22 protein-coding genes are annotated in these 25,567 nt (G+C 67.8%); 12 read left to right on the plus strand and 10 right to left on the minus strand.

All coding sequences use genetic code 11. The features are described 5' to 3' along the window. Positions 1 to 23 precede the first annotated feature (23 nt). The gene (locus tag UAA55_RS02640) at positions 24 to 1,142 is read right to left on the minus strand and encodes an HlyD family secretion protein (protein WP_322951115.1); all 1,119 of its coding nucleotides are present in this window, start codon (positions 1,140 to 1,142) and stop codon (positions 24 to 26) included. A 281-nt stretch (positions 1,143 to 1,423) separates the two neighbouring features. Here UAA55_RS02640 and UAA55_RS02645 point away from each other — a divergent pair, with 281 nt between their 5' ends. Then, complete coding sequence (locus UAA55_RS02645) at positions 1,424 to 2,041, plus strand: TetR/AcrR family transcriptional regulator (RefSeq protein WP_322951116.1); 618 nt, start codon at positions 1,424 to 1,426, stop codon at positions 2,039 to 2,041. A gap of 77 nt (positions 2,042 to 2,118) precedes the next feature. Here UAA55_RS02645 and UAA55_RS02650 read toward each other — a convergent pair whose 3' ends face one another. Both UAA55_RS02650 and UAA55_RS02655 read right to left on the minus strand, forming a co-directional pair. Continuing rightward, the gene (locus tag UAA55_RS02650; protein WP_322951117.1) at positions 2,119 to 2,655 is read right to left on the minus strand and encodes a hypothetical protein; all 537 of its coding nucleotides are present in this window, start codon (positions 2,653 to 2,655) and stop codon (positions 2,119 to 2,121) included. A 5-nt stretch (positions 2,656 to 2,660) separates the two neighbouring features. Beyond that, entirely contained in the window at positions 2,661 to 2,915 is a 255-nt protein-coding gene (locus tag UAA55_RS02655) for a hypothetical protein (protein ID WP_322951118.1), read from the minus strand. Between the two features lie 474 nt (positions 2,916 to 3,389). Between UAA55_RS02655 and hpnA the strand changes: the two genes are divergently transcribed. The 6 genes from hpnA to shc all read left to right on the plus strand — a co-directional run bounded on the left by hpnA (position 3,390) and on the right by shc (position 10,799). Beyond that, positions 3,390 to 4,391 carry a hopanoid-associated sugar epimerase gene (gene hpnA, locus UAA55_RS02660; protein ID WP_322951119.1) on the plus strand — a complete coding sequence of 334 codons (1,002 nt, stop codon included), beginning with the start codon at positions 3,390 to 3,392 and terminating at the stop codon, positions 4,389 to 4,391. Beyond that, positions 4,388 to 5,638, plus strand: a complete 1,251-nt coding sequence (locus tag UAA55_RS02665) for a glycosyltransferase (RefSeq protein WP_322951120.1) — start codon at positions 4,388 to 4,390, stop codon at positions 5,636 to 5,638. Before hpnA ends, UAA55_RS02665 begins: the two co-directional genes overlap by 4 nt. Next, the gene (hpnC, locus tag UAA55_RS02670) at positions 5,635 to 6,513 is read left to right on the plus strand and encodes a squalene synthase HpnC (RefSeq protein ID WP_322951121.1); all 879 of its coding nucleotides are present in this window, start codon (positions 5,635 to 5,637) and stop codon (positions 6,511 to 6,513) included. The genes UAA55_RS02665 and hpnC overlap by 4 nt, the downstream gene beginning before the upstream one ends. Further along, a complete protein-coding gene (gene hpnD, locus UAA55_RS02675; RefSeq protein WP_322951122.1) occupies positions 6,510 to 7,391 on the plus strand; it encodes a presqualene diphosphate synthase HpnD in 882 nt (293 codons plus the stop codon). Before hpnC ends, hpnD begins: the two co-directional genes overlap by 4 nt. Next, on the plus strand, positions 7,391 to 8,680 hold the full coding sequence (gene hpnE, locus UAA55_RS02680; protein ID WP_322951123.1) for a hydroxysqualene dehydroxylase HpnE: 1,290 nt from the start codon (positions 7,391 to 7,393) through the stop codon (positions 8,678 to 8,680). Before hpnD ends, hpnE begins: the two co-directional genes overlap by 1 nt. A gap of 115 nt (positions 8,681 to 8,795) precedes the next feature. Next, positions 8,796 to 10,799, plus strand: coding sequence for a squalene--hopene cyclase (shc, locus tag UAA55_RS02685; protein WP_416235152.1), 2,004 nt, complete (start codon positions 8,796 to 8,798; stop codon positions 10,797 to 10,799). 29 nt (positions 10,800 to 10,828) lie between these two features. On the opposite strand, the gene UAA55_RS02690 is transcribed toward shc, so the two are convergent. Further along, a complete protein-coding gene (locus UAA55_RS02690; RefSeq protein ID WP_322951124.1) occupies positions 10,829 to 11,200 on the minus strand; it encodes a hypothetical protein in 372 nt (123 codons plus the stop codon). Positions 11,201 to 11,431: 231 nt separating this feature from the next. On the opposite strand from UAA55_RS02690, the gene UAA55_RS02695 reads away from it, so the two are divergent. After that, a complete protein-coding gene (locus tag UAA55_RS02695; protein WP_322951125.1) occupies positions 11,432 to 12,112 on the plus strand; it encodes a phosphorylase family protein in 681 nt (226 codons plus the stop codon). Here the strand turns inward: UAA55_RS02695 and hpnH are convergent. Both hpnH and ispH read right to left on the minus strand, forming a co-directional pair. Continuing rightward, positions 12,047 to 13,183 (minus strand): adenosyl-hopene transferase HpnH, encoded by a 1,137-nt coding sequence (gene hpnH / locus UAA55_RS02700; protein WP_040850176.1) that lies wholly within the window; start codon positions 13,181 to 13,183, stop codon positions 12,047 to 12,049. The two genes, UAA55_RS02695 and hpnH, sit on opposite strands and share 66 nt — an antisense overlap. Before the next feature lie 104 nt (positions 13,184 to 13,287). Then, the gene (ispH, locus tag UAA55_RS02705; RefSeq protein ID WP_322951126.1) at positions 13,288 to 14,208 is read right to left on the minus strand and encodes a 4-hydroxy-3-methylbut-2-enyl diphosphate reductase; all 921 of its coding nucleotides are present in this window, start codon (positions 14,206 to 14,208) and stop codon (positions 13,288 to 13,290) included. Positions 14,209 to 14,913: 705 nt separating this feature from the next. Here ispH and UAA55_RS02710 point away from each other — a divergent pair. The 4 genes from UAA55_RS02710 (at position 14,914) to UAA55_RS02725 (ending at position 20,262) form a co-directional block, all read left to right on the plus strand. After that, the gene (locus UAA55_RS02710) at positions 14,914 to 15,318 is read left to right on the plus strand and encodes a copper resistance CopC family protein (RefSeq protein WP_322951127.1); all 405 of its coding nucleotides are present in this window, start codon (positions 14,914 to 14,916) and stop codon (positions 15,316 to 15,318) included. Between the two features lie 16 nt (positions 15,319 to 15,334). Further along, on the plus strand, positions 15,335 to 16,993 hold the full coding sequence (locus UAA55_RS02715; RefSeq protein WP_322951128.1) for a CopD family protein: 1,659 nt from the start codon (positions 15,335 to 15,337) through the stop codon (positions 16,991 to 16,993). A 100-nt stretch (positions 16,994 to 17,093) separates the two neighbouring features. Continuing rightward, complete coding sequence (locus UAA55_RS02720) at positions 17,094 to 19,691, plus strand: MMPL family transporter (RefSeq protein WP_322951129.1); 2,598 nt, start codon at positions 17,094 to 17,096, stop codon at positions 19,689 to 19,691. Between the two features lie 97 nt (positions 19,692 to 19,788). Then, a complete protein-coding gene (locus UAA55_RS02725) occupies positions 19,789 to 20,262 on the plus strand; it encodes a VOC family protein (RefSeq protein ID WP_322951130.1) in 474 nt (157 codons plus the stop codon). Between the two features lie 182 nt (positions 20,263 to 20,444). On the opposite strand, the gene UAA55_RS02730 is transcribed toward UAA55_RS02725, so the two are convergent. From UAA55_RS02730 to UAA55_RS02745, 4 genes are all read right to left on the minus strand, one after another. Further along, positions 20,445 to 22,034, minus strand: a complete 1,590-nt coding sequence (locus UAA55_RS02730; protein WP_322951131.1) for an inorganic phosphate transporter — start codon at positions 22,032 to 22,034, stop codon at positions 20,445 to 20,447. Between the two features lie 192 nt (positions 22,035 to 22,226). Continuing rightward, on the minus strand, positions 22,227 to 22,871 hold the full coding sequence (locus UAA55_RS02735; RefSeq protein WP_322951132.1) for an HAD family hydrolase: 645 nt from the start codon (positions 22,869 to 22,871) through the stop codon (positions 22,227 to 22,229). A gap of 38 nt (positions 22,872 to 22,909) precedes the next feature. After that, positions 22,910 to 24,517, minus strand: a complete 1,608-nt coding sequence (locus UAA55_RS02740) for an inorganic phosphate transporter (protein WP_322951133.1) — start codon at positions 24,515 to 24,517, stop codon at positions 22,910 to 22,912. A 90-nt stretch (positions 24,518 to 24,607) separates the two neighbouring features. After that, entirely contained in the window at positions 24,608 to 25,567 is a 960-nt protein-coding gene (locus tag UAA55_RS02745; protein WP_322951134.1) for a lysylphosphatidylglycerol synthase domain-containing protein, read from the minus strand.

A 25,567-nucleotide genomic window follows, 5' to 3' on the forward strand; every position in this document is an offset into this window, starting at 1 on the left:
CCTTGAGCGATCCGTAGGGGCCCTCAGCGGGCCATGGGATAGAGACCGGAGGTGGACGTGGCCAGCTGCGGCGCCTGGGGCGCATGCGCCGGCTGCACCCGGGTGTCGATCACCGGCTCGGCCGACATGCCGGGACGCAGCAGTCCGGCCAGGGGCTGGCCCTGGTCCAGCACGATCTTGATGGGGATGCGCTGCACGATCTTGGTGAAGTTGCCGGTGGCGTTGTCCGGCGGCAGCAGGGCGAAGCTGGTGCCGCTGGCGGGCGAGAGGCTATCCACGCGGCCCTTCAGCGTCGTGCCCGGGAAGCTGTCCACCGTCACCTGCACCGGCTGGCCGGGCCGCACCTCGGTCAGCTGCGTTTCCTTGAAGTTGGCCAGCACATAGACCTGGGACAGGGGCACCACGGCCATCAATTGCGTGCCGGCCTGCACCAGCTGGCCAACCCGCAGGCTCCGGGCGCCCACCGTGCCGTCAATGGGGGCGGCGATGGTGGTATAGGACAGGTTCAGCTCCGCCTGGCGGGCCACCGCCTGCGCGCGGTCCAGCACGGTCGCGGCCTTGGCCTCGGCCGTGGCCAGCACATCCACCTGCTTCTGCGCCGCCACCAGGGCCGCCTGGTCGCGCTGCAGGCCGGCGGCCTTGTCGGTCACCGCCGCCTCGGTCTGCTGGGCGCGCTGCACGGTGCCGAATCCGGTCTTCATCAGGTCGCGATAGCGGTCGCGGTCCTGACGGGCGAAGGTCAGGTTGGCCTGGTCGGCGGCCAGCGCCGCCTGGGCCTGGGCCACCACCGCCTGCTGCTGCGCGCGCTGGGCCTGGATGTTGCGGATGTCGGCCTCGGCCGTGGCCACATCGGCCTTGGCCTGGTCCAACGCCGTGCGGAAATCACGGTCATCGATGCGGGCCAGCACCTGGCCGGCCTTGACCGCCTGGTTATCCTCAACCAGCACTTCCGCGATATAGCCCGACACCTTGGGCGCCACCGTCGTGTAATCGGCCTGGACGTAAGCGTCGTCGGTCGATTCGAGGAAGCGCCCCGTTTTCCAATAGTAATTCCCGCCGACGGCGGCCCCACCCAAAAGCGCTATGGCCGCGACGGCGCCGGCCAATACTTTAACGGAAGACTTCTTTACAGCCCCGCTCACCGCTACTCTCCTTACATCCGGGTCCCGCAAGGACGGCCGGCGACGTTCCGGCCCACGAAGGTGGGTCGGGAAGTGAACCGGCGGTCGGCGGGAAGGACCATTTCGCTATGGTCCGTTTCGTAACGGTAAGGTAGTGTGAAACCGGTGTGAGGAGCACTGCGACAAACGAAACGCTGTGTAGCGTTTCATATCCGTGACGGTGCGACGCGCATCACAGACCGGCCCCGGCCAAACAGGGGCCGGCTTAATAACCGGGGCTTCATTATGAGCGAGGAGAGAGGGTGACGGACAAAGCCATGCGGGGGCCTGGGCGGCCCCGGTCAGACCAGGCCCGGGACGCGATCCTGGACGCCGCCTTCCAACTGCTGGAGGAAAACGGCCTGGAACGGTTCACCATCGAGGGAGTGGCCGCCCGTTCGGGCACGGCGAAGACGACCATCTACCGCTGGTGGCCAGGCAAGGGGGCCCTGGCCATGGAGGCGCTGCTGGCGCACGCGGAACTGACGGTGCCGATTCCGCACACGGCGTCGGCCGTGTCCGACCTGCGCACCGTGCTGGACGGCATCGCCCGCAGTTTCGCCGGCGCCACCGGCCGGGTGGTGGCCAGCATCGTGCTGGCGGGCCAGAACGACCCGCCCACGCTGAAGGTCTATCATGAGAAGGTGGTGGAACCCCGGCGCCAGCGCCTGCGCGATATCATCGAGCGGGGCAAGCGCAATGGGGAGTTCCGCCCCGACCTGCATGTGGAAACGCTGGTGGAGGCGATGTACGGCGCCCTCTACACCCGCCTGCTGATCCGCTTCAGCCCGCTGGACGAGCCGGGCTGGATGGACCGCCACATCACCCAGTTGCTGGAAGGCGCCCTGCCCCGGCCGTTATGCGGCCAGGGGATCAAATAGAAAAGGGCCCGGGAACCGTGTGATTTCCGGGCCCTTTCTTTTGGAACCCAGCCCGGCTCTTGTGACCGGGCCGGGCGTCAGGCGGCCAGCGCCGCGGTACCGGTCTTGGCCTGGGCGCCACGGGCCGGGCGCCGGCCCCGCTCCTTCGCCTGGTCGCGCAGGGCCACCAAGGCGCGGGCCCAGTCGCCCAGTTCGTCGCCCCGGGCGGCGGCGGCCATGACGGCGCGCAGATCGTCGTTGCCGGCCCCGGACCACCGGGCCAGCGGGCGGCGCAACAGCATCAGCAGAAACAGGGCGCCCGCCATCATGGCGGCGACCGTGCCCAGCACGCCGCCCCAGGCCGACAGCCCACCGGTCTGGGACCGCAGTCGGCCAGCGTCGGACGCCAGGCTGTCCATGGCCTGGTCCTGGCTGTCGATGAAGGCCTGGGCCAGGCCGGCCGCCTGGGCGTCCAGGGGTCCAACACTGGTGCGTAGGCGGGTCAGGGCCCCGGCCTCGTCACCCGCGCGCACCGCCGTCACCATGGCCGTCATTTCCGTCAGCACCTGGACCTGCGGCGTCAGGAAGGCCGCGTCGGCGGCCCGGTCATGCAAGCCGGCGACCAGCACCCCCATTTCCGTCAGCCGCGCGGACGCGCGGTCGACGAAGGCGCCGCGCTCGCCGCCGGTTCCATCAGGGTATTCAGCGTGTCGCGCTGCACGGCCCGGCTGAGCGCCCGCACGTCGGCGGCCTGCACCAGCACGGTGCGCGCCTGGTCCAGCGACTGGGCCACCCGCGCCGCCCGGTCCTGGCCCATCTGGCCAGCGGCCACCAGCACCCCACCCAGCGCGGCAACACCAATGACAGGCAACAACAACTGGACCTTCACGCGCATCTCTCAAATCCCCCGGATCGTTTCAAAGTCCCGCAGGCGGAACGCCTCAGGACAACCCACCTCGCTTGCTGGAAATACGACCGATGGCATCCCCTTGATCCCATCAGCCCCTCCTACATTCATGATGCTGAATGCATCCTGACCGCCTGGTCAACCAGTATTGGCCACACATAACCGAATGGTCAGATGATGTTGTGGATAGGGTGTCGCGCTGAGTACGGGTGGCTACCCGTGTGCGATGCGACATTTACAGGAAATGGCGCACGATCAGCATGCGCGCGGATAGTTAACATACCGTTAAATACTTGCCGGTCTGATGGTGGCCGCGCCGTCCGGCGGCAGCCCCGCACCTGTGGCATCGGCGCCGCAGCAGGCCTGCCATCCGCCAAGCGCCGGTGCCCAACCCTTTCCCCTCCGCACCACGGAAGTGATATGGTCCGCGCCGATTGACGAGCGATGGGGACCGGAAGGCCGATGGCCGAGACGCAGCGACTGTTCATCACCGGGGCGACGGGGTTCGTCGGCGCGGCCGTGGCTCGCGTGGCCCTGGCGCGTGGCCATGACGTCACCGTGCTGAAGCGCCCGGCCACGCCGCCGACCAACCTGGCCGGCCTGGATGTGCGGGTGGTGGAAGGCGACCTGAACGACCCCGACAGCCTGGCGCGGGGCATGGACGGGGCGGACGCCCTGTTGCATGTGGCGGCCGACTACCGCCTATGGGCGCCCAACCCGGAAGAGATCGTCCAGAACAACCTGCGGGGCACCCGCGCCATCCTGGAACTGGCGCTACGGCACCGGCTGAAGCGCGTCGTCTACACCAGCAGCGTCGCCGTGCTGGCCCCCCGCACCGACGGCGTGGCCGTGGACGAACGCGCGGTGATGGCCCCGGACGCCGCCATCGGCGCCTATAAGCGCAGCAAGATCCTGGCGGAACAGGCCGTGCTGGACATGGTGGCGCGCGACGGCCTGCCGGCCGTCATCGTCAACCCGTCCACCCCCATCGGCCCCCGCGACCTGCGCCCCACCCCCACCGGCCGCATCATCGTGGAGGCCGCCACCGGCAAGATGCCGGCCTTCGTCGACACCGGCCTGAACCTGGTGCACGTCGATGACGTGGCCGAGGGCCACCTGCTGGCCTTCGAGAAGGGCCGGGTGGGTGAACGCTATATCCTGGGCGGACAGGATGTGTCGCTGCAGCGGATGCTGGCCGACATCGCCCACCTGGTGGGCCGCAAGCCACCCACGGTGGCGGTGCCGCGCGGCCTGATCCTGCCCATCGCCGTGGTGGCGGAAGCGGTGGCCAAGGTGACGAAGCGGGAGCCCTTCGTGACCGTGGACGGCCTGCGCATGTCCAAATACCGCATGTTCTTCTCCTCGGCCAAGGCCGAGGCCGAGTTGGGCTATACCGCCCGGCCCTACGGCCAGGCCCTGGCCGACGCCCTCACCTGGTTCAAGACCGCGGGGTATCTTGCATGAGCCTGATCTTCCTCATTGGCCTCATCAGCCTGGCGATCTGGGTGGTCCTGGTCTTCGCCCGCGGCCAGTTCTGGCTGGGGCTGGAACGGGACGACATGGCGGTGGTGCCGGCCAACAGGCCGGGGGACCTGCCCAGCGGCCCAGCTCATGGCCATGGCGGGCTGGAGGGCGGCTGGCCCTCCGTCACCGCGATCATCCCCGCCCGCAACGAGGCTGACGGCATCGCGCAGGTGATCGCGTCCCTGGGCGCGCAAGACTATCCGGGCCACCTCAACATCGTTCTGGTGGATGACGGCAGCGACGACGGCACCGCCGACCTGGCCCGCCATGCGGCGGAGTCCTCCGGCTCCACCGCCGCCCTGACCGTGCTGAGCGGCGCGGAGCTGCCACCGGGCTGGACGGGCAAGCTGTGGGCCGTGCGCCAGGGCATCAATCATGTGCAGGAAGGCGACTTCCCGCCCGATTACCTGTGGCTGACCGACGCCGACATCGCCTACGCCCCCGACACGCTGACCCGCCTGGTCACCCGCGCCCAGACGGAGAACCGCGTGCTGGTCAGCCTGATGGCCAAGCTGCGTTGCCAGAGCTGGGCGGAAAGGGCCTTCATCCCCGCCTTCATCTATTTCTTCCAGATGCTGTACCCCTTCGGCCGGGTGAACGACAGCGGTTCAACCGTCGCGGCCGCCGCCGGCGGCTGCATGCTGGTGGACCGCCAGGCCCTGGCGCGGGCCGGCGGCATCGACAGCATCCGCGACGCCCTGATCGACGATTGCGCCCTGGGCCGCCGCCTGAAGACGCAGGGCTCCATCTGGCTGGGTCTCAGCGACCGCGCCGTCAGCCTGCGCGCTTATGACAAGGTGGATGACATCCGCCGCATGGTCATCCGCAGCGCCTACGCGCAGCTGAACTATTCCCCGGCACTGCTGGCGGGCACGGTGCTGGGCATGCTGCTGACCTATGTGGCGCCCGTGCTGCTGGCCTTGTTCAACCGTGAGGCGGCCGGCATCTTCGGCGCGCTCGCCGTCGGCCTCATGCTGGCCAGCTTCGCCCCCATCCAGGCGTTCTATCGCCTGTCGCCTATGCGGGCCGTCACCTTGCCGCTGATCGGTATCGTCTATACCGTGTGGACCGTGGACAGCGCGGTCCAGCATTGGATGGGCCGTGGCGGCATGTGGAAAGGGCGCGCCCAGGCCCAGCACGTGCATCCGGTGCAACCATCGGGTCAGAACGGAACCACCGCGCCATGACGGCAGCCAACCACCGCACCGGCAAGGGTCACACCGATGAGAATTTCCCCGTCGCCTCGCTGATCATCCGCAAGGACGCCCGGGCCCCGGTCATGGCCTATTACGCCTTCGCCCGCGTGGCCGACGACGTGTCGGACAGTCCCGTGCTGGCGCCGGACATGAAGCTGAAGCTGCTGGACGCCATGGGCGCCAGCCTGCGCGGTGAGCGGGAGAACGAGCCCGAGGCCGTGGCCCTGCGCGAGGTCTTGCGGGAGCGCGGCCTGTCCGACCAGCACGGCCACGACCTGCTGACCGCCTTCCGCCGCGACGTCACCCAGCTGCGCTACACCGACTGGGACGATTTGATGGACTATTGCCGGTATTCCGCCATGCCGGTGGGCCGCTACGTCCTGGACGTGCATGGCGAGAGCCGCGACACCTGGCCCGCGTCCGACGCCTTGTGCGCCGCCCTGCAGGTCATCAACCACCTGCAGGACTGCGGCAAGGACAAGCGGTCGCTGGACCGCGTCTACATCCCCCTGCCCCTGCTGATCGCGGGTGACCTGACGCCCGACGTGCTGCTGGAGCCGGCGGCGCCGCCAGCCCTGCTGGACATCATCCACCATCTGGCCAAGCGCACCGACGCCCTGCTGGACCAGGCGGAGCCGCTGGCCGCCCAGGTGAAGGATTTGCGGCTGGCCATCGAGGTCGCCATCATCCAGCGCCTGGCCCGTCGCCTGGTGCGCCTGCTGCTGATCCGCGACCCGCTGTCCGATCGCGTGCACCTGACCAAGATGGAAACGCTGTGCACCGCCGCCGGGGCCGCCCTGTCCACCCTGTGGCAGCGCCTGACCGGCGGCAGCGCCCGCGCCGTGCCGGCGGGGAAAAAGCCATGAGCCTGGCCGCCGAGATGACCGAGACCAATCCCAATATCCCGGGCCAGAACGAGACCGCCGCCAAGTCGGCCAGCGGCAGCTCGTTCTACACCGCCATGCGCGTCCTGCCCCCGGCGGAACGCGACGCCATGTTCCACATCTACGCCTTCTGCCGGGCGGTGGACGACATCGCCGACGGCGACGACCCGACCGTGGCATCCACCAAGGCGGCGCGGCGCGAGGCGTTGGACAAATGGCGGCGCGATATCGCCGCCGTATGTGAAGGCAAGGGGCCCGCCAAGCTGGCCGGGCTGCAGGCCGCCACCCTGCGCTTCGCCCTGCGGTACGACGACTTCATCGCCGTCATCGACGGCATGCAGATGGACCTGGACGCCGACATCCAGGCGCCGGATATGGCGACCCTGGACCTGTACTGCGACCGGGTGGCCAGCGCCGTGGGCCGCCTGTCCGTCCGCGTCTTCGGCATGCCGGAGGACAGTGGCATCGCCCTGTCCCACCACCTGGGCCGCGCCCTGCAGTTGACCAACGTGCTGCGCGACGTGGATGAGGATGCGGCGATCAACCGGCTGTACCTGCCGGCCGAGCTGCTGCGCAAGCACGGTATCACCGCCACCGACCCCAATGCCGTGGTGGCCGACCCGCGCATCGACGGCGTGGCGCGCGACCTGGCGGTGCGCGCGGCGGAGCATTTCGTTGCGGCTGACCGCCTGTTGGCGGCCGCCCCCCGCCGCGCCGCCCGGGCCCCCCGCCTGATGCGGGACGTCTATAAGGTGTACCTGGACCGCCTGTTGGTGCGCGGCTGGGCCGGGCCCCGCCCCAAGGTTCGCATCGCCAAGCCGCACCTGCTGTGGATCGTGCTGAAGGCCTTCCTGTTCTGATGACCACCCCTGTTCATTTCCCCGGGGCCGCTTCCCCCGGGCCGACCGTGCACGTCGTCGGCGCCGGCCTGGCCGGCCTGGCCGCCGCCGTGCGCCTGACCCAGGCCGGGCGCCGCGTGCGCCTGTATGAGGCCGCGGCCCAGGCCGGCGGCCGCTGCCGCTCGTATGATGAGCCCAACCTGGGCATCCGCATCGACAATGGCAGCCACCTGATGGTCAGCGGCAATCACGCCGCCATGACCTATTTGCGCGCCACGCATGGCCCCGGCCGGGAACCGGCGCTGGAAAAGGTGGAATACCGGTTCTGGGACGGCGCCACCGGCCGGCGCTGGCAGGTGCGGCCCAACGACGGCAAGCTGCCGTGGTGGGCCCTCGTGCCCTCGCGCCGCGTGCCGGGCACCAAGGCCAGCGACTACCTGGCCGGGTGGAAGCTGATGCGGGCCGACCCGCTGGCCCCCATCGGTGAGGTGCTGGCCTGTTCCGGCCCCGCCTGGGACACCTTCTTCCGCCCGGTCCTGCTGGCGGCGCTCAATACCGAGCCGGAGCAGTCGGCCGCGGGCCTGGCCGGCGCCATCATCCGCGAGACCCTGGCCCAGGGCGGTGCGGCCTATCAGCCCTTGCTGGCCAGCGGCGGCCTGTCGCCCGTTTTCGTCGACCCGGCACTGGAGTGGCTGGCGGCGCAGGGGGCAGAGATCGTGTGGCGCCGCCGCCTGCGCGCCCTCACCCGTGTGGACCAGCTGGTCACGGCTCTTGATTTCGGTACCGAAACGATTGAGCTGAAGCCGGAGGACCGGGTAGTGCTGGCGGTGCCGGCCTGGGTGGCGGCCTACTTGTTGCCCGGCCTGACGACGCCGACGGAACACCGCTCCATCCTGAACGTTCATTTCCGCCTGGACCGGCCGGCGGGCATGCCCCGGATGACGGGCATGATCAACACCGTTGGCGAATGGGCCTTCGCTTATGACGACCATGTGTCCGTCACCGTCAGCGGCGCCGACCGCCTGATGGAGTCGGACCGGGAAGAGACCGCACGCGCCATTTGGGGTGAGATCGCGGCCCTCGCCAACCTCGATCCCACCACGCCGCTGCCCCCGTGGCAGGTGGTGAAGGAGAAACGGGCCACCTTTGCCGCACTGCCAGAACAGGCAAAGCGTCGCCCGAATGCAACGGCCGCCGGAAAAAACCTTGTATTGGCAGGGGATTGGACCGCTACCGGATTGCCATCCACCATCGAAGGCGCCATACGTTCAGGATTCACTGCTGCGGATGCGATCCTGACCGCACCGTGAGTTGCCTGAGCATTTCAGGCATGAGCTTGAGGTGTGCGCTGGCGCACAGCCCGGCTTGGCGTTTGTTGAATCATCCCGCTTCAGGTTAAGTCGCGTTTGTAGAGGTCGCTTGGTCATGGATGTTCGTATGGAAGCCGATTTCGTCGGCACCGGCGCCGCTTCGGCCCGCGTCAACGAAGGGGTGCTGCAGCGGTCGATCGACCGCGCGGCCCGCGTCCTGATGGACCGCCAGGCGGCCGACGGCCATTGGGTTTTCGACCTGGAGGCCGACGCCACCATTCCCGCCGAATACATCCTGCTGAAGCACCATCTGGGTGAGGAACCGGATCCCGAGATCGCGCGCCGCATCGGCAACTACCTGCGCCGCATCCAGGGCGACCACGGCGGCTGGCCGTTGTTCCACAACGGCGCCTTCAACATCAGTGCCAGCGTGAAGGCCTACTTCGCGCTGAAGGCCATCGGCGACGACATCGACGCGCCGCACATGGCCCGCGCCCGCCAGGCCATCCGCGACAATGGCGGGGCGGCCGCCAGCAACGTCTTCACCCGCATCATGCTGGCCCAGTTCGGCGCCGTGCCGTGGACCGCCGTGCCGGTGATGCCGGTGGAAATCATGCTGCTGCCCAGGTGGTTCCCCTTCCATCTGACCAAGATCAGCTATTGGGCGCGTACCGTCATCGTGCCCCTGCTGGTCCTGATGGCGCTGAAATCCAAGGCCAAGAACCCGCGCAACCTGCGCATCGATGAGCTGTTCCTGGTTCCGGCCGACCAGGTGAAGTCCTGGCCCAAGGCGCCCCACGTGAAGAAGCCGTGGGGCGAAATCTTCGGCGTCATCGATCGCGTGCTGCGCCTGATCCAGCCCTACTTCCCCAAGAAGAGCCGTGACAGGGCCGTCGAGAAGGCGGTGGCCTTCGTGCGGGAGCGCCTGAATGGCGAGGATGGCCTGGGCGCCATCTACCCCGCCATGGCCAACACCGTCATGATGTTCGACCTGCTGGGCTGGTCGCCCAAGCATCCCGAGGTCGCGACAGCCCGCCATGCCATCGAAAAGCTGCTGATCATCGACGAGGCGCGGGACGAGGCCTTCTGCCAGCCCTGCGTCAGCCCCGTCTGGGACACCAGCCTGCTGTGCCACGCCATGCTGGAGGTGGGCACGGACGAGGCGCTGGCCCGCACCGGCCAGGCCCTGGAATGGCTGAAGGGTGAGCAGGTGCTGGACGTGAAGGGCGACTGGGCCGACCAGCGCCCCAACGTCCGCCCCGGCGGCTGGGCCTTTCAGTACGGCAACGACCATTACCCCGACCTGGACGACACCGCCGTGGTGGTTATGGCCTTCAACCGTGCCCAGCTGCGGCTGGCCGCCGCCGGCCTGCCCGCCGACTACGACATGACGGTGGCCCGCGGCGCGGAATGGGTGGAAGGCCTGCAGAGCCGCAACGGCGGCTGGGGGGCGTTCGACGCCGACAACACCCATTACTACCTGAACTACATCCCCTTCTCCGACCATGGCGCCCTGCTGGACCCGCCGACCTCCGACGTTACCGGCCGCTGTCTGGGCATGATGGCCCAGCTGGGCGCCGACAAGGACGGCAAGGCCATGCGGGAAGGTGTCGACTACCTGCTGAAGGAGCAGGAGAAGGACGGCAGCTGGTTCGGCCGCTGGGGCGTGAATTATATCTACGGCACCTGGTCGGCCCTGAACGGCCTGAACGCCGCCGGTTTGACCCCGGACCATCCCGCCATGAAGCGGGCCGTGGAGTGGCTGGTGCAGATCCAGAACCCCGACGGCGGCTGGGGCGAAGATTGTGAAAGCTACGCCCTGGACTACAAGGGCTACCAGCCCTTCCCCTCCACCGCCTCGCAGACCGCTTGGGCGCTGCTGGGCCTGATGGCCGCCGGCGCGGTGGAGCATCCGGCCGTGGCGCGCGGCATCGACTGGCTGACGCGCAACCAGGGCGAGGATGGCCTGTGGAAGGAAGAGTATTACAGCGGCGGCGGCTTCCCCCGCATCTTCTACCTGCGCTACCACGGCTATTCCAAGTACTTCCCCCTGTGGGCCATGGCGCGCTACCGCAACCTGTCCAACAGCAACAGCAAGCTGGTCCACTACGGTCTGTAGTGGCCAGCTTCCTGCACCGTAATTTTGGTTTATTGCGGCAGGACGATCACCCCGATAATTTGCGGCCGCTGTAAATAACAACCGTTCAAGATCAGTTGCACCTGGCGTCCTGCGAGGTATGCGGATAGCAGCGTACTCTGGTAAAGGGTGGAGCCTGGATCATTGGGATTGGTCAGATAGCCGTCCGGAAGGCCACAGCCCAGATCCACAAGTGGCGCCGTCGTGACTACGCGTGCCACATTCAGGCCATAGCCCGCCGCATATAGAGTGATGCGTCCCGCATCCGTCTGCCCTGTCTGAGCCTGGGCTGTATGGGCGGACAACACAACCGCAGCACCAATTGCCAATATTCTCTTTAAATGTTTCACAACTTCCCCCATCACGCATGCCCACTTGAACATGGTAATCCTGGCAGAACCGCAGTGGCGACGCTAATTTTAAGGGAACCCCTCTCTTGCCGGGGACGTCCGTACGGCGCAAAACCAGACAAGCAGCGCTTCAATAAAACGCGCGCTGTAAATTCCGGCAAAACCGATTAATAAGAGCATCCATCATGAACCGTCTAGAACATGGTTCATTTGAGCGCTTAGTAGTTCACCGGAAAAGATATGGTCCAGGCTCAGCGGCGTGTCATGGCGCGCCCCATCATCGTCGTCACCGGGTTGAAGCGGGAAGCCGCCATCGCCCAGGGGCGCGGCTGGTTGCCACTGATCAGCGCGGGTGACTTGGAACGGACGGAGCGGGAGCTGACGGCCCATGCCCCGGGCGCCAGCGGTTTCCTGAGCTTCGGTCTGGCCGGCGGCCTGCAGCCGGGCCTGGAGCCGGGGACCCTGGTCATCGCCAACCGCATCGTCACAGAGGGTGGCGACTTCCTGCCCGATGCCGAGTGGACGGCCGGCCTGGCCGACGCCCTGCCCCGGGCCATGGTGGCGCCGGTGGCGGGGCAGGGGCGCATCATCGACACGGTGGCGGACAAACAGGCCCTGTTTGCCGCCACGGGGGCGGCGGTGGTCGACACCGAATCCCAGATCGCGGCCCGTGTGGGCGCCCGCTTCGGCGTGCCGGTGGCGGTGCTGCGGGCCGTGTGCGACCCGGCGCACATGACCCTGCCGCCGGCGGCCACATCCCCCCTGAAACGCAACGGGACGCCGGACCTGTTGCGGATCCTGGCGTCCCTGTGGCGTCAGCCGGGCCAGATTCCGCAACTGATGCGGCTGGCCCGGGATTCCGAGGCGGCGTTTAAGGCCTTACTCGGCGGCTTTGCTGGCGTCGCGCGCGCGGATGTCAGCCAGCGCCTTCTCGACATGGCGTGAGAACACGAACTCCGCCGGGCGCTGGTTGGCCAGGCTGATCTCCGGCGCCATGTCACCGCTGGTCTTCACGCCGCGCAGGCCGACCCAGGCGGCCTTCAGCGGGTTGGCCAGGGTGTCGGTGACGGCGGTGGCCTCATACCCGCAATGGACCATGCAGTCGGCGCACTTCTCATAGTTGCCGGTGCCGTACTTGTCCCACTCCGTCTCCTCCATCAGTTCCTTGAAGGTCTTGGCGTAACCTTCGCCCAGGAGGTAGCAGGGACGCTGCCAGCCGAAGTAGGTGCGGCAGGGGTTGCCCCACGGGGTGCAGTGGTATTCCTGGTTGCCGGCCAGGAAGTCCAGGAACATGGTCGACTGGTTGAACCGCCAGTTCTTGCCGCCGTTGCCGCGCTTGAAGACCTCGCGGAACAGGTTCTTGGTGGCCGTGCGGTTCAGGAAGTGCTGCTGATCGGGCGCGCGCTCATAGGCGTAGCCCGGCGAGACGGTGATGCCTTCCACGCCCATCTCCATGACGCTGTCGAAGAAGCGGGCTACGCGCTCCGGATCGGCGTCGTTGAAGAAGGTGCAGTTGATGCTGACACGGAAGCCCCGGTCCTTCGCCGCCTTGATGGCGGCCACGGCGCGGTCGTAGGTGCCCTTCTGGCAGACCGACTTGTCGTGCGCCTCGCGGTCGCCGTCCAGGTGCACCGACCAGGTGAAATACGGGCTGGGCTTGAACAGGTCCAGCTTCTTTTCCATCAGCAGCGCGTTGGTGCAGAGGATGGCGTACTTCTTCTTGGCGATGATGCCTTCGACCATCTGGTCGATTTCTTTGTGCAGCAGCGGCTCACCGCCGGCGATCACCACCACGGGCGCGCCGCACTCGTCCACCGCCGACAAGCAATCCTCCAGCGGCAGCCGCTGGTTCAGGATCTCATCCGGGTAGTCGATCTTGCCGCAGCCGGCACAGGCCAGGTTGCACCGGAACAGCGGTTCCAGCATGAGGACCAAGGGATAGCGCTTCACGCCCGTCAGCCGCTTCTTGAGAAGATACGAGCCGATACGGACGACCTGATGCAGCGGAATACCCATGCCTTCAATCTCCTTGAACCCCAGCGCCATTAACCACGGCGGCGCTGGTTGAAACATTTTCTCTACCGAATTGGCGGCCAAAAGACCACCAACCGGCGTGCGCGTCAGGCCAGCGTTTCCGGCAAGCGGAACTGAACGTCTTCCACGATGCCCGGCAATGTCGACAATTCGATGGGACCCAGGCGCCGCAGCGCCGCGATCACACCGTCCACCAGTACTTCCGGCGCCGAGGCGCCGGCTGTGACGCCCACCACACCGCGCCCCGCCAGCCAGGCCGGGTCGATGGCGTGCTCGTCAGGGACAAGGTAACTGGGCACGCCCAATTCCTCACCAATTTCCCGCAGGCGGTTGGAATTGGAACTGTTTGCCGACCCAACCACCAGGATAAGATCCGCCACCTTGGCCAGTTCCCGCACCGCCGCCTGCCGATTTTGCGTGGCGTAGCAGATATCCTTGGTGTCGGGACCCAAAATATCCACGAATTGATACTTCAGCGCCGCGATGACGGATCGGGTGTCATCGACGCTGAGCGTCGTCTGCGTCACATAGGCAAGCGGCGTCTCCGCCGCCAGGGGCAAGGCCTCCACGTCATCGACACTGGACACCAGGTACGTGCGGCCCGGTATCTGGCCAAGGGTGCCTTCCACCTCGGCATGGCCGGCATGGCCGATGAGGATGACCGTCCGGCCCTGCGCCACGTAGCGCTTGCCCTCCGTATGTACCTTGGACACCAGCGGGCAAGTGGCGTCGATGATGCGCAACTCACGCGTCTCCGCCTCCACCTCCACGGCGCGCGACACGCCGTGGGCGCTGAAAATGGTCAGGGCGCCGGCCGGCACCTCCGCCAGATCCTCGACGAACCGGGCACCCTTGGCCCGCAACTCCTCAACGACGTGCTGGTTATGGACGATCTCATGCCGCACATAAACGGGTGCGCCGTAGCGCTCCAGCGCCCGCTCGACGATGTCGATGGCGCGGATCACTCCGGCGCAGAAGCCCCGCGGCTGGGCGAGAACTACCTGCATTGCGGAAACCCCTGGAGGGATACCCCAAGTCCATCATCGGCAACGGACCCGCCAGGGCACCCCACTTGAACATGTTAGCGATACCAACAGTCCCCCGCCGGACAGGGTCCGCCAGGTCCATATTGGCTACGGATGGTAAAACCGACCCCCCGCCCCGATCGAACACCGGCGATAGATACCCGTGCCAATCGAATCCGCCACCGCCCTATGGTCAGGCCAGACTTGCACAAAATTTAAGGCGTGCCAATGCGCGGCGATTGCTTGAACGATCTACGCTTCATGTGTGGCATCGCGGCAACGGGGGGCCTAGACCTTGGCTAACGGCATCTTTAGTGGACAGGAAACCCGAACATCTTCCGGCGGGAGGGCTATAGGGGAAGAACCTCTCCCTGCCCAGTGATAGCGGATACGCCGATGACGCATATGCAACAAAACGTCACGCGCGGCGCAACCGCCACGCCCCCAAATGCGACCCAGATGCGCTATGCATGATGCTTGATCTCCGTCGCCGCAGCCGGAACGATGACGGAAAGAATTGACATAGACCCTGTCGCGCCCGACACCGACCCCGTAAAACGTCGCCTGACGCACGCGGATCGGTCCCGGCAGCGGCCCATCCGACCAGGCCCAATCGCCCCCACCCCGTCACGAGGGCGGCGCCGGGCCTTATACCTGTTTCGTGGTACCCAGAGGAGAACACCCCCCGTGTCGACCGTACGGCCCCCCGTTTCCCGCCCCACCCGCCCCTTCCTGGGTCTGGTGGCCCTGGCGGGCGCCGCGCTGGCGCCCCTGCTGGTCCCCGCGGCCGCCCAGGCCCACGCCATCGTCATCGACAGCAGCCCCAAGGTGAACGACACGCTGGGCGCGGGCGGCAACGTCCTGAAGGTCCATTTCAACAGCCGAATTGACCGCGCGCGGTCCAAGCTGACCGTCATCGCCGCCGACAAGACGGAAGTGCCGGTGACCATGTCCCAAAGCCCGGACGACGAGACGCTGACCGGCCAGGTCACCCTGCCCTTCGCCGGCAGCTATAAGCTGCGCTGGCAGGTCCTGGCCGTGGACGGGCACACCACCCGCGGCGACATTCCCTTCACCGTGACCCAGCCGTAACCGGGGCCTGCCGCACGTGGATACCCTTGTCGATATTTTCGGTTACCTGACCGTCGTCCTGAACGGCATCAACCTGGTGGCCATGACCATGGCCTTCGGCAGCGTGCTGTTCCTGACCTGCCTGGCCCTGCCGCTGGCGCCCCAGTTGAAGCTGTCCGCCGACGCGGTGGCCGACGCCGGCGCGCGATACGCCCGCTGGGGCGGCATCGCCACCGCCATCGCCACCCTGTCGTCGCTGACGCTGAACGCCCTGGTGCTATCCGGCACGCTGGAGATGCCGGTGCTGCAGGTGGCGGGCGCCTTCTTCATCGAGGCCGGCATCGTCCAGGTGCTGGCGGCCGTCGCCATCGTGGTGGTGGCGCGCGGCCACATGACCCGCCCCCGCGTCGCCATCCTGACGGCCCTGGCCCTGCTGATGCTGGTGGCGTCGCTGGCCACCAGCCACGCCGCCGCCCGCCCGGGTGAGCGCCTGTGGATGCTGCTGGCCACCTTCTCGCATATCCTGGGCGCCGGCTTGTGGCTGGGTGGCCTGCCCGCCTTCCTGTCGTCGCTGGGCCAGGCCCAGTCGCGTGACGAGGGGGCGGCCATCGGCCAACGCTACAGCCTGATGTCCATCACCGGCGTCATCCTGATCGTGCTGGGCGCCATCGGCATCAGCATCGGCTTCATCGGCGGCCTGCAGGGCTTCTACGGCACGGCCTACGGCGCCATGGCGGCGACCAAGGGTGTCATGCTGGGCATCCTGCTGCTGTTGGGCCTGGGCAACTTCCGCACCATCCGCCGCTTCGCCGCTGGACAGGGGGAAAGCCTGACCCGGGTGCGCCGCTTCGTGGAAGTGGAGATCGCCTTCGCCATCGCCATCCTGCTGGCGGCCGGCTCCATCACCTCGCAGCCACCGGCCAGCGACCTGACGGACGACCGCGCCACCTGGGCCGAGGTGGTGGAGCGCATGACCCCCGTCATCCCGCCGCGATTGGAAAGCCCCAGCCACGACAGCCTGGCCATTCCCGCCCTGCAGGAGAAGCTGGACAAGGAATGGCGCGACCAGCAGGCCAGCAACCGGCCCCAGGCCTTCGTGCCCGGCGCCGGCGAGCTGCCGCCCCGCAACGCCGACGACATCGCCTGGTCGGAGTACAACCACCACTGGGCGGGCCTGGTCGTGCTGCTGGTCGGCGTCTTCGCCCTGCTGGAACGGGCGGGTCTGCGCTGGGCCAAGCATTGGCCCCTGCTGTTCCTGATCCTGGCGGGCTTCCTGTTCCTGCGGTCGGACCCCGAGACCTGGCCCATGGGCGACGTCGGCTTCTGGGACAGCTTCCGCGATCCGGAGGTGGTGCAGCACCGGTCCTTCGTGGTGCTGATCATCGCCTTCACCGTCTTCGAATGGGGCGTGCGCACCGGGCGGTGGAAGAACCAGGCCCTGGCCCTGGTCTTCCCCGTGCTGACCACCGTGGGCGGCGACCTGCTGCTGACCCACAACCACGCCATCAGCAACATCAAGGAACAACTGCTGATCGAACTCAGCCACCTGTTCCTGGCCGTGCTGGGCGTGGCCGCCGGTGCCGCCCGCTGGCTGCAGATACGGGGCACGGGGCGCGACGCCCGCTGGGCCGGCTGGATCTGGCCCACCTGCTTCGTCCTGGTCGGCCTGTTGTTGCTGGCCTATCGCGAGGCCTGATATTTAAGTGGGGAAAGTGGGAAGAAGGGGCGCCGGGAAACCGGCGCCCTTTTGGCGTGTTCAAGAAGGGAATCCAGGAATGGCGCGCGCCGGAGGAAAAATGGGTCTGAACGACCGCGTGGCCCTGCTGGTGGCCGCCTGCTGCCGCCTCTGGCGGCTGACGCTGCTGGCCGGCCTGATACTGGGGGCGGCCGCGGCCTTCCACGTCGGGACCCATTTCACCATCGATACCGACGCGGTGAAGCTGCTGTCGCCCCAGTTGCCCTGGCGCCAGCGCGAGATCGCCTTCGACAAGTTGTATCCGCAAAAGGTGCAGCAGACCGCCATCGTCGTGGACGGCGTCACGCCGGAACTGGCGGAACGCGCCACCCGCATGCTGGCCAACGCCTTGGCCAAGCGCACCGACATCGTGCGCAACGTCTTCCGCCCCGACGGCGGCCCCTACTTCGACCGCGAAGGCCTGATGCTGCTGCCCACCGAGGAAGTGCAGTCCACCATGCAGTCGCTGATCCAGGCGCAACCGCTGCTGGGGCCGTTGGCCGCCGACCCGTCGGCGCGCGGCCTGCTGGACACGCTGGGCACCTACCTGCAGGGCGTCAGCTACGGGCAGGCCAAGCTGGAGGATCTGCAGCGCCCCTTCGACGCCCTGTCCGGCACGCTGGAGGCGGCGACCCAGGGCAAGATGGTGCCGCTGAACTGGCGCGGCCTGGTGTCGGGCCAGCCGCCCAACCCCATGGAACTGCGCCGCTTCATCCTGGTGCAGCCGGTGCTGGACTTCAACGACCTGCAGCCGGGCGCCATGGCGTCCGACGCCATCCGCACCACCGCCAGGGACTTGGGCCTGACACCGGAAAACGGCATCCGTGTCCGCCTGACGGGCGAGGTGCCCATGGCCGACGAGGAATTCGGCACCCTGGGCGAGGGGGCGGCCTTCAACGGCAGCCTGACCGGCATCGCCGTGCTGGTGCTGCTGTGGCTGGCCGTGAAGTCCTTCCGCATGGTGGGCGCCATCCTCCTGACCGTGGTCATCGGCTTGGCCGCCACCGCCGCCTTCGGCCTGATCGCCACCGGCCCCTTCAACCTGCTGTCCATCGCCTTCACTGTGCTGTTCGTGGGCCTGGGCGTGGACTTCGGCATCCAGTTCTCCGTCCGCTATCGCGCCGACCGGCTGGCCCATGACGACCTGGCCGAGGCCCTGACCGCCGCGGGCCGCGGCGTCGGCCGTGGCCTGACCATCGCGGCGGCGGCCACCGCCGCCGGCTTCCTGGCCTTCCTGCCCACCGATTACCGTGGCGTGTCGCAGCTGGGCATCATCGCCGGCGTGGGCATGGGTGTCGCCTTCCTGCTGTCCGTCACCTTCCTGCCGGCCCTGCTGATGCTGCTGCGCCCGAAGGGAGAGCAGGTGGAGGTGGGGTACAAGGCGTTGGCACCTCTGGACCGCCTGGTACTGAACCGCCGCGGCTGGGTGCTGGGCGCCGGCGCCGTGCTGGCCGTGGCCTGCGCCGCCCTGCTGCCGCGCCTGTCCTTCGACTTCAACCCGCTGAACCTGCGCAGCCCCAAGACGGAGGCGGTGTCGGTGGTGCTGGAGCTGATGAAGGACCCCCTGTTCACGCCCAACACCATCGACGTGCTGGCCAATTCGGAGGATGAGGCGCGGGCCCTGGCCGACAAGCTGTCCAAGCTGCCGGAGGTGGCGCAAGCCATCACGCTGGACGACTACATCCCCACCGACCAGGACGCCAAGATGGCGGCCATCTCTGACGCCGCGTCGCTGATCGGCCCCAGCCTGGCACCCACCGACGTGCGCCCGGCCCCCAGCATCGAGGATGTGCGCCAATCCATGACCGGCATCGTCGCCGCCCTGGACAAGCTGGCCCCCGACGCCGCCAGCCCGGCCGGCACCTCCGCCCTGCGCTTCAAGAAGGCGCTGGAGGGGGCCCTGGCCGGCCCGGCGGAGAGGCTCGTGCCCATTTTCCAGAAGGCGGTGGAGCCCGGCCTGCAGACCATGCTGGCCCAGGTGAACGACAGCCTGCAGGCCACGCCGGTGACCTTCAAGGACCTTCCGGAGGATCTGAAGCGCGATTGGGTGGCGGCGGACGGGCATGCCCGCATCTCCGTCTTCCCCAAGGGCGACAGCAACGACAACCGGGTGCTGAAGCGCTTCGTGAAGGCCGTCCGCACCATCGCCCCCGACGCCACCGGCACGCCCATCAGCATCCAGGAAAGCAGCGCCACCATCATCCACGCCTTCCTTCAGGCGGGCATACTGGCGGTGATCCTGGTGACCATCCTGCTGGCCGTCACCCTGCGCGACGTGGGCGACGTGCTGAAGACCTTGGCGCCCCTGGCCCTGGCGTCCCTGCTGACCCTGGCCGCCGCCATCCTGGCAGGCAAGCCCATCAACTTCGCCAACATCATCGCCCTGCCCCTGCTGTTCGGCATCGGCACGGCCTTCAACATCTATTACGTCATGGCCTGGCGGCAGGGTCAGACCAACCCGCTGACCTCCAGCCTCACCCGCGCCACCATCCTGTCGGCCCTGACGACCGGCACCGCCTTCGGCAGCCTGTGGACCAGCCACCACCCCGGCACCGCCAGCATGGGCGAGCTGCTGGTGTTCTCGTTGGCGAGCATCCTGGTCACGGCGCTGCTGTTCCTGCCGGCCCTGCTGGGCCCGCCCAAGACGCCGGCGGAATAATTTTTCAGGGGTGTTGTCGACCGTAGGGGGCGCTGGTCGTCCTTGGGGGGAAGGCGCATAGTCTGCCCGCGCCTTTCTCCAGAAAAAGGACGAGGACATGCCCAACATCAACCCCTTCCTGTGGTTCGACACCCAGGCGGAAGACGCGGCCCGCTTCTACGTCAGCGTCTTCCCCAATTCACACATCACCACCATCAGCCATTACGGCGAGTCGGGCCCCCGTCCCGCCGGCATGGTCATGACCGTGGCGTTCGAGCTGGACGGCAAGCCCTTCATCGCCCTGAACGGCGGCCCCCACTGGAAGATCAACGAAGCCATCTCTTTCGTCATCGACTGCGCCGATCAGGGGGAGGTCGATCGCTATTGGGAGACGCTGACCGCCGATGGCGGCAAAACCCACGCCTGCGGCTGGCTGACGGACAAGTTCGGCGTCACCTGGCAAGTCGTGCCAACCGGATTCATCGAGCTGGTCACCAGCCCGGACCCGGTGACGGCGGCCCGCGCCATGGACGCCATGCGGCAGATGATCAAACTGGACATCGGCGCCCTACGCCGGGCCGTCGAGGGCTGAGCCCAAAAAGCGGAGGGGCGGCCCTGATGGACCGCCCCGGCGGCTGTTGGCTGGGTCGTCTCTATACCAGCGGCATGAAAGTGCGTTTCGTGCCGCTTAGCCCGCGACCGCGGGCGCCGGAGATTTCCGGGAAGCCGAAGGCGAACTGGAAATCGAGGACGAGGACGCGGATGCGTGCTCCCTCAGAACAGGTGGCGGAACAGCCAGAACAGGCCGCCGGCCAGGGCGATGGAGGCCGGCAGGGTCAGTACCCAGGCCATGGCCATGTTGCGCACGGTGGACCACTGCAGGCCCGAGCCATTGGCCGCCATGGTGCCGGCCACGCCGGACGACAGCACGTGCGTGGTGCTGACTGGCAAGCCGAAGGCGTCGGCGGCGCCGATGGTGGCCATGGCCACCAGTTCGGCCGAGGCGCCCTGGCCGTAGGTCAGGTGTTCCTTGCCGATCTTCTCCCCCACCGTCACCACGATGCGCTTCCAGCCCACCATGGTGCCCAGGCCCAAGGCGATGGCCACACCCACCTTGACCCAGGTGGGGATGAAGCGGGTGGCGTGGTCATAGCGGCCCAGCAGTTCCTTCAGCACCGGCTGGTCGGCGGCGGCGATGGCGGGATCGCCCTTCTTCTGGATGATGCGCAGGGCCTCGGCCGACAGGTAGATGTCGTTGCGGACGTTGCGCACCTTTTCCTGCGGCACCTGGTCGACCGAGCCATAGGCGCGGATCTGGTCGGCGATGCTGGCCGTCAGGTCGTGGATGGCGCCCATGGTGCCGTCGGTCACCTGGCGGGTGCGGACGAAGTCCTCAACCGTGGCGCGGGGATCGGCCGGGGTTTCCTTGACATAGTGGCTCAGCACCTCGCTGGCGCGGTCGAAGGTGGCGATGTAGGCCGGCGTGTCATGGATGGTGACGGCGCGGTTCAGGGCGTAGGCGGTGGGCACCGTGCCGATCAGGATCAGCATGATCAGGCCCATGCCTTTCTGCCCGTCGTTGGAGCCATGGGCGAAGCTGACGCCGGAGCAGGTCAGCACCAGTAGGCCGCGGATCCAGGACGGCGGGGCCTTGTTGCCCTCGGGCGCTGTGAACAGCTTCTTGTCCTTGATCAGCGTGCGCATGATGACCAGCAAGGCGGCGGAGCAGAGGAAACCCACCAGCGGCGACAGGATCAGCGACCAGCCGATCTTGGTGGCTTGGCCCCAGTCGACGCCGCTGGTGGCGGTGCCGGAGGTGGCCATCAGCTGGTTCATCAGGCCGACGCCGATGATGGACCCGATCAGGGTGTGGGAGCTGGAGGACGGCAGGCCCAGGTACCAGGTGCCCAGGTTCCAGATGATGGCCGCGATCAGCAGCGAGAACACCATGGCGAAGCCGGCGTCGCTGCCCACCTGCAGAATTAGTTCGACCGGCAGCAGCGAGACGATGCCGAAGGCGACGGCGCCGGTGGAGAACAGAACGCCGGCGAAGTTGCACAGGCCGGACCAGACCACCGCCACGTTGGCGGGCAGGGAGTGGGTGTAGATCACCGTGGCCACGGCGTTGGCCGTGTCGTGGAAGCCGTTCACGAATTCGAAGCCCAGCGCGATCAGCAACGCCACGCCCAGCAGCACGAAGGGCAGGACGGAGCGGGTGTCGACCCCGCTGAGGTCACTGATCAGGTTGACCGCCATGTAGCCCAGGCCCACGGCCATCAGGGCCAGGAACAGCAGGGTTCCATAGCGCGCGGCCGGGCCGCCGGAGGTTGCGACGGGGGAATGCACGGCTTCCGTATGCGCCATGGCGCCAGTCCTTCTTGAAAAAGCAGGTCCGGCACCCTAAGGCGCGAGTCATGACAACTTTATGTCGCAGGCCCCACCATTTGGTTAATAAATGGCCGATTTGCCTTAACCATAAAGGTGTGGGTCTGCTGGCCGGACATCCCAAACCCGCACTGGATCAAGGCCTTAGCAGCCCACAGCCATAAAGATCCTTTAATCGTTTTGCGCGTCCAAAAGGCGGCGGAGATCCCGCAGATCGCGAATATGAAAGCGCGCCCGGCCATCCCAAACGACGCCGGAACGGAGACTCTGGACCGTGGGCATGCCCAGGCTGTTACCGGCGGCGATTTCCGACTCCGGATTGTCGCCCACCACCAGTGCCTGGGCCGCCGGCACGCCGGACTGGTCCAGCAGCATCCGGAACAGCGCGGCCTTGCCCGGGTGCCCCGCCTCATCGATGGCGTCGATGTGGACGCTCTTCATATGAGGGGCAAGACCCAGCGCCCGCACCTTGCTCTCCTGCAAGCGGCGAAAGCCGGAAGTGACGAGGTAAAGCGGCAGGCCCAACTCGGCCAACAGGGGCAGGTCGCCATAGTCGGCCATGGCGCCCGTCACCTCCAGCCCCGCCGTCGCCGCCCAGGCGGCCTGGTGCATGGCGGGGCTGAAGCCGTGTGTCCGGCTGACCCAATCCAGAGGATGGCGCCAGATGTCGGCGAAGGCGGCATCCAGGGCGTCCGGGGCCAGGGTGCCGCCGTTGGCCGCCGTGATGGCGTCGAATACCGGCCGCATGAACGCCACGCCCATGCCGTCGGCCGGGGCCAGGCAGTTATCCAGGTCGAAGATGATGATCCGGATCATACGGCGACGCTCCCCTGCCGGCGCGGCGGCGAACCGGGTCAGAACAGATGGCGGAACAGCCAGAACAGGCCGCCGGCCAGGACGATGGAGGCCGGCAGCGTCAGCACCCAGGCCGTGGCCATGTTGCGCACCGTGGACCATTGCAGGCCGGAGCCATTGGCCGCCATGGTGCCGGCCACGCCGGACGACAGCACGTGCGTGGTGCTGACCGGTAGGCCGAAGACGTCGGCGGCGCCGATGGTCCCCATGGCCACCAGCTGGGCGGATGCGCCTTGGCCGTAGGTCAGATGCTCCTTGCCGATCTTCTCACCCACCGTCACCACGGTGCGTTTCCAGCCCACCATGGTGCCCAGGCCCAGGGCGATGGCGACGCCCACCTTCACCCAGGCGGGAATGTAGCGGGTGGCGTGGTCGTAGCGGCCCAGCAGATCCTTCATCACCGCGCGGTCGTCATCGTCAAGCAGCGGGAAGCCCTGCTTCTGCAGGCGGCGCAGCGCTTCGGCCGACAGGTACATGTCGTTGCGCATCTGGCCCTGCGCCACGCCGGACAGGGCACCGGAGAAGCGCAGCTGGTCGGCGATGCTGGCCGTCAGTTCGTGCAGGCCGCCCAGGGTGGCGCTGGTCAAGGTGCCGGTGCGGACATAATCCTCCACCACCGCGCGGGGGTCGGCCGGCATACGCTCGGAATGACGGCCCAGCACATCGCCAGCCCGGTCGAAAGTGGCGATGTAGGCCGGCGTGTCGGCGGCGGTGATGGCCCGGTTCAGGCCATAGGCGGCCGGCATGGTGCCGATCAGGATGAGCATGATCAGGCCCATGCCCTTCTGACCGTCATTGGACCCATGGGCGAAGCTGACGCCGGAGCACGTGAGGACCAGCAGGGCGCGAATCCAGGCGGGCGGCGGCCTCCTGCCCTTGGGCGCCTGGAACAGCGCCTTGTCCTTGACCAGGACCCGCATCAGCGTCAAGAGCCCCGCCGCGCAGACGAAGCCCACCATGGGCGAGATCAGCAGCGTCTGGATGATCTTGAGGGCCTGGCCCCAGTCCACGCCGCTGGCCGAGGCGCCGGGGGCGGCCATCAGCTGGTTCATCAGGCCGACGCCGATGATGGACCCGATCAAGGTGTGGGAGCTGGAAGATGGCAGGCCGAGGGCCCAGGTGCCCAGGTTCCACAGCACCGCCGCGATCAGCAGGGCGAAGACCATGGCGAACCCAGCCTCGCTGCCGACCCGCAAGATCAGTTCCACGGGCAGCAAGGACACGATGCCGTAGGCGACGGCTCCGGTGGACAGCAGCACACCGGCGAAGTTGCACAGGCCCGACAGCACCACCGCGGCATGCGCCGGCAGGGAATGGGTGTAGATCACCGTGGCCACGGCGTTGGCCGTGTCGTGGAAGCCGTTCACGAATTCGAAGCCCAGCGCGATCAGCAGCGCCACACCCAGCAGCACGAACGGCAGCACGGATCCTGTGCCCATCCCGCGCAGGTCGCCCGACACGTTGACCGCGACATAGCTCAGGCCAAGGGCCAACACGGCCAACAGCGCCACCGTGCCCAGGCGGGCGGCCAAGCCACCGGACACGGCGGGCAAGGGAGTGAGGGGGGACTCATCCAAGGACGGCTGGAGGGCCTCAAGGTGCGCCATGGGTTCAGGCTCCGGTGCGTTAGCCGTTGGCAGCGCGCAACGGCGCCGGAAGATGGCGTGAGACGGGGCGCGGGGCCTTGATCATGATCATCACGCCGCCTTGACTTTGCGTATGGTGGTCCAGGCGACCAGGCCTGGCAGGAAGACCACCAGGTCGCGCAGGCGGCGGGCGGCCGCCAGGGCCAAGGCGGTGGGCGCGTCCAGGCCAAGCGCGCCGCCCAGCAGCAGGAAGGCGCCTTCCTGCACACCCAGCGCGCCGGGCACGACGAAGGCCGCACTGCTGACGGCCTGGATCAGGCCCTCGATCACCAGGGCCTCGACCAGGCCCATCGGATGGCCCAGCGCCCACAGCGCCAGCCAGATCTCCCCCGCCCCCAGGGCCCAGCCCAGCAGCTGCCACAGGAAGCAGCCGGTGATGGCGCCGGTGCGGCGGTACATGGCCTTGGACGCGCGATCGATGCGGGCGCTGTGGGCCATGATGCCGGCCAGGCGGCCGGACGCCGCCCTGTCCAGCACGCCGGTGACCCTGGCGAACAAGCCGGCGCGCTGCACCAGGATGAACAGCGCCACCAGCGGCACCATGGCCAAAAGTCCCAGGGTCACCTGTCCGGCGATGCCCACGGGGCCCTTCAGCGCCACCAGCAGGCCCACCGCCAACAGGGAAAAGCCCAGCTGACTGAGGATGGAGATGGCCATGTCCACCACCAGGCTGGCGGCGGCCGGGGCCACCCGCACCCCATCCAGGCGCAGGATGCGGAAGGACACGATCTCCCCCCCGATGCGGGCCACGGGCAACAAACCGTTGACCGACTCGCGGATCCAGACATTGCGCGCCATGGCGCCCAGCGAGGGCCGCGTGGCCCCGGGCAGCAGCACCTGCCAGGCCCGGGCGTTGGCCACCATGGGCACGGCATGGAACAGGCCCGCCGCCACCAAGCCCACGCCGGCGGTCTTCAGCAGGGCCCACAGGGCGCTGGTGTCCTCGCGGGCGACCAGCACCACGGCCAGGACCAGCCCCAGCAGGGCGAACAGGCGGGCTGCCTTTTCCAT

Origin of the sequence: Nitrospirillum guanabarense, from assembly GCF_034653355.1 — a bacterium.
GTDB lineage: Bacteria > Pseudomonadota > Alphaproteobacteria > Azospirillales > Azospirillaceae > Nitrospirillum.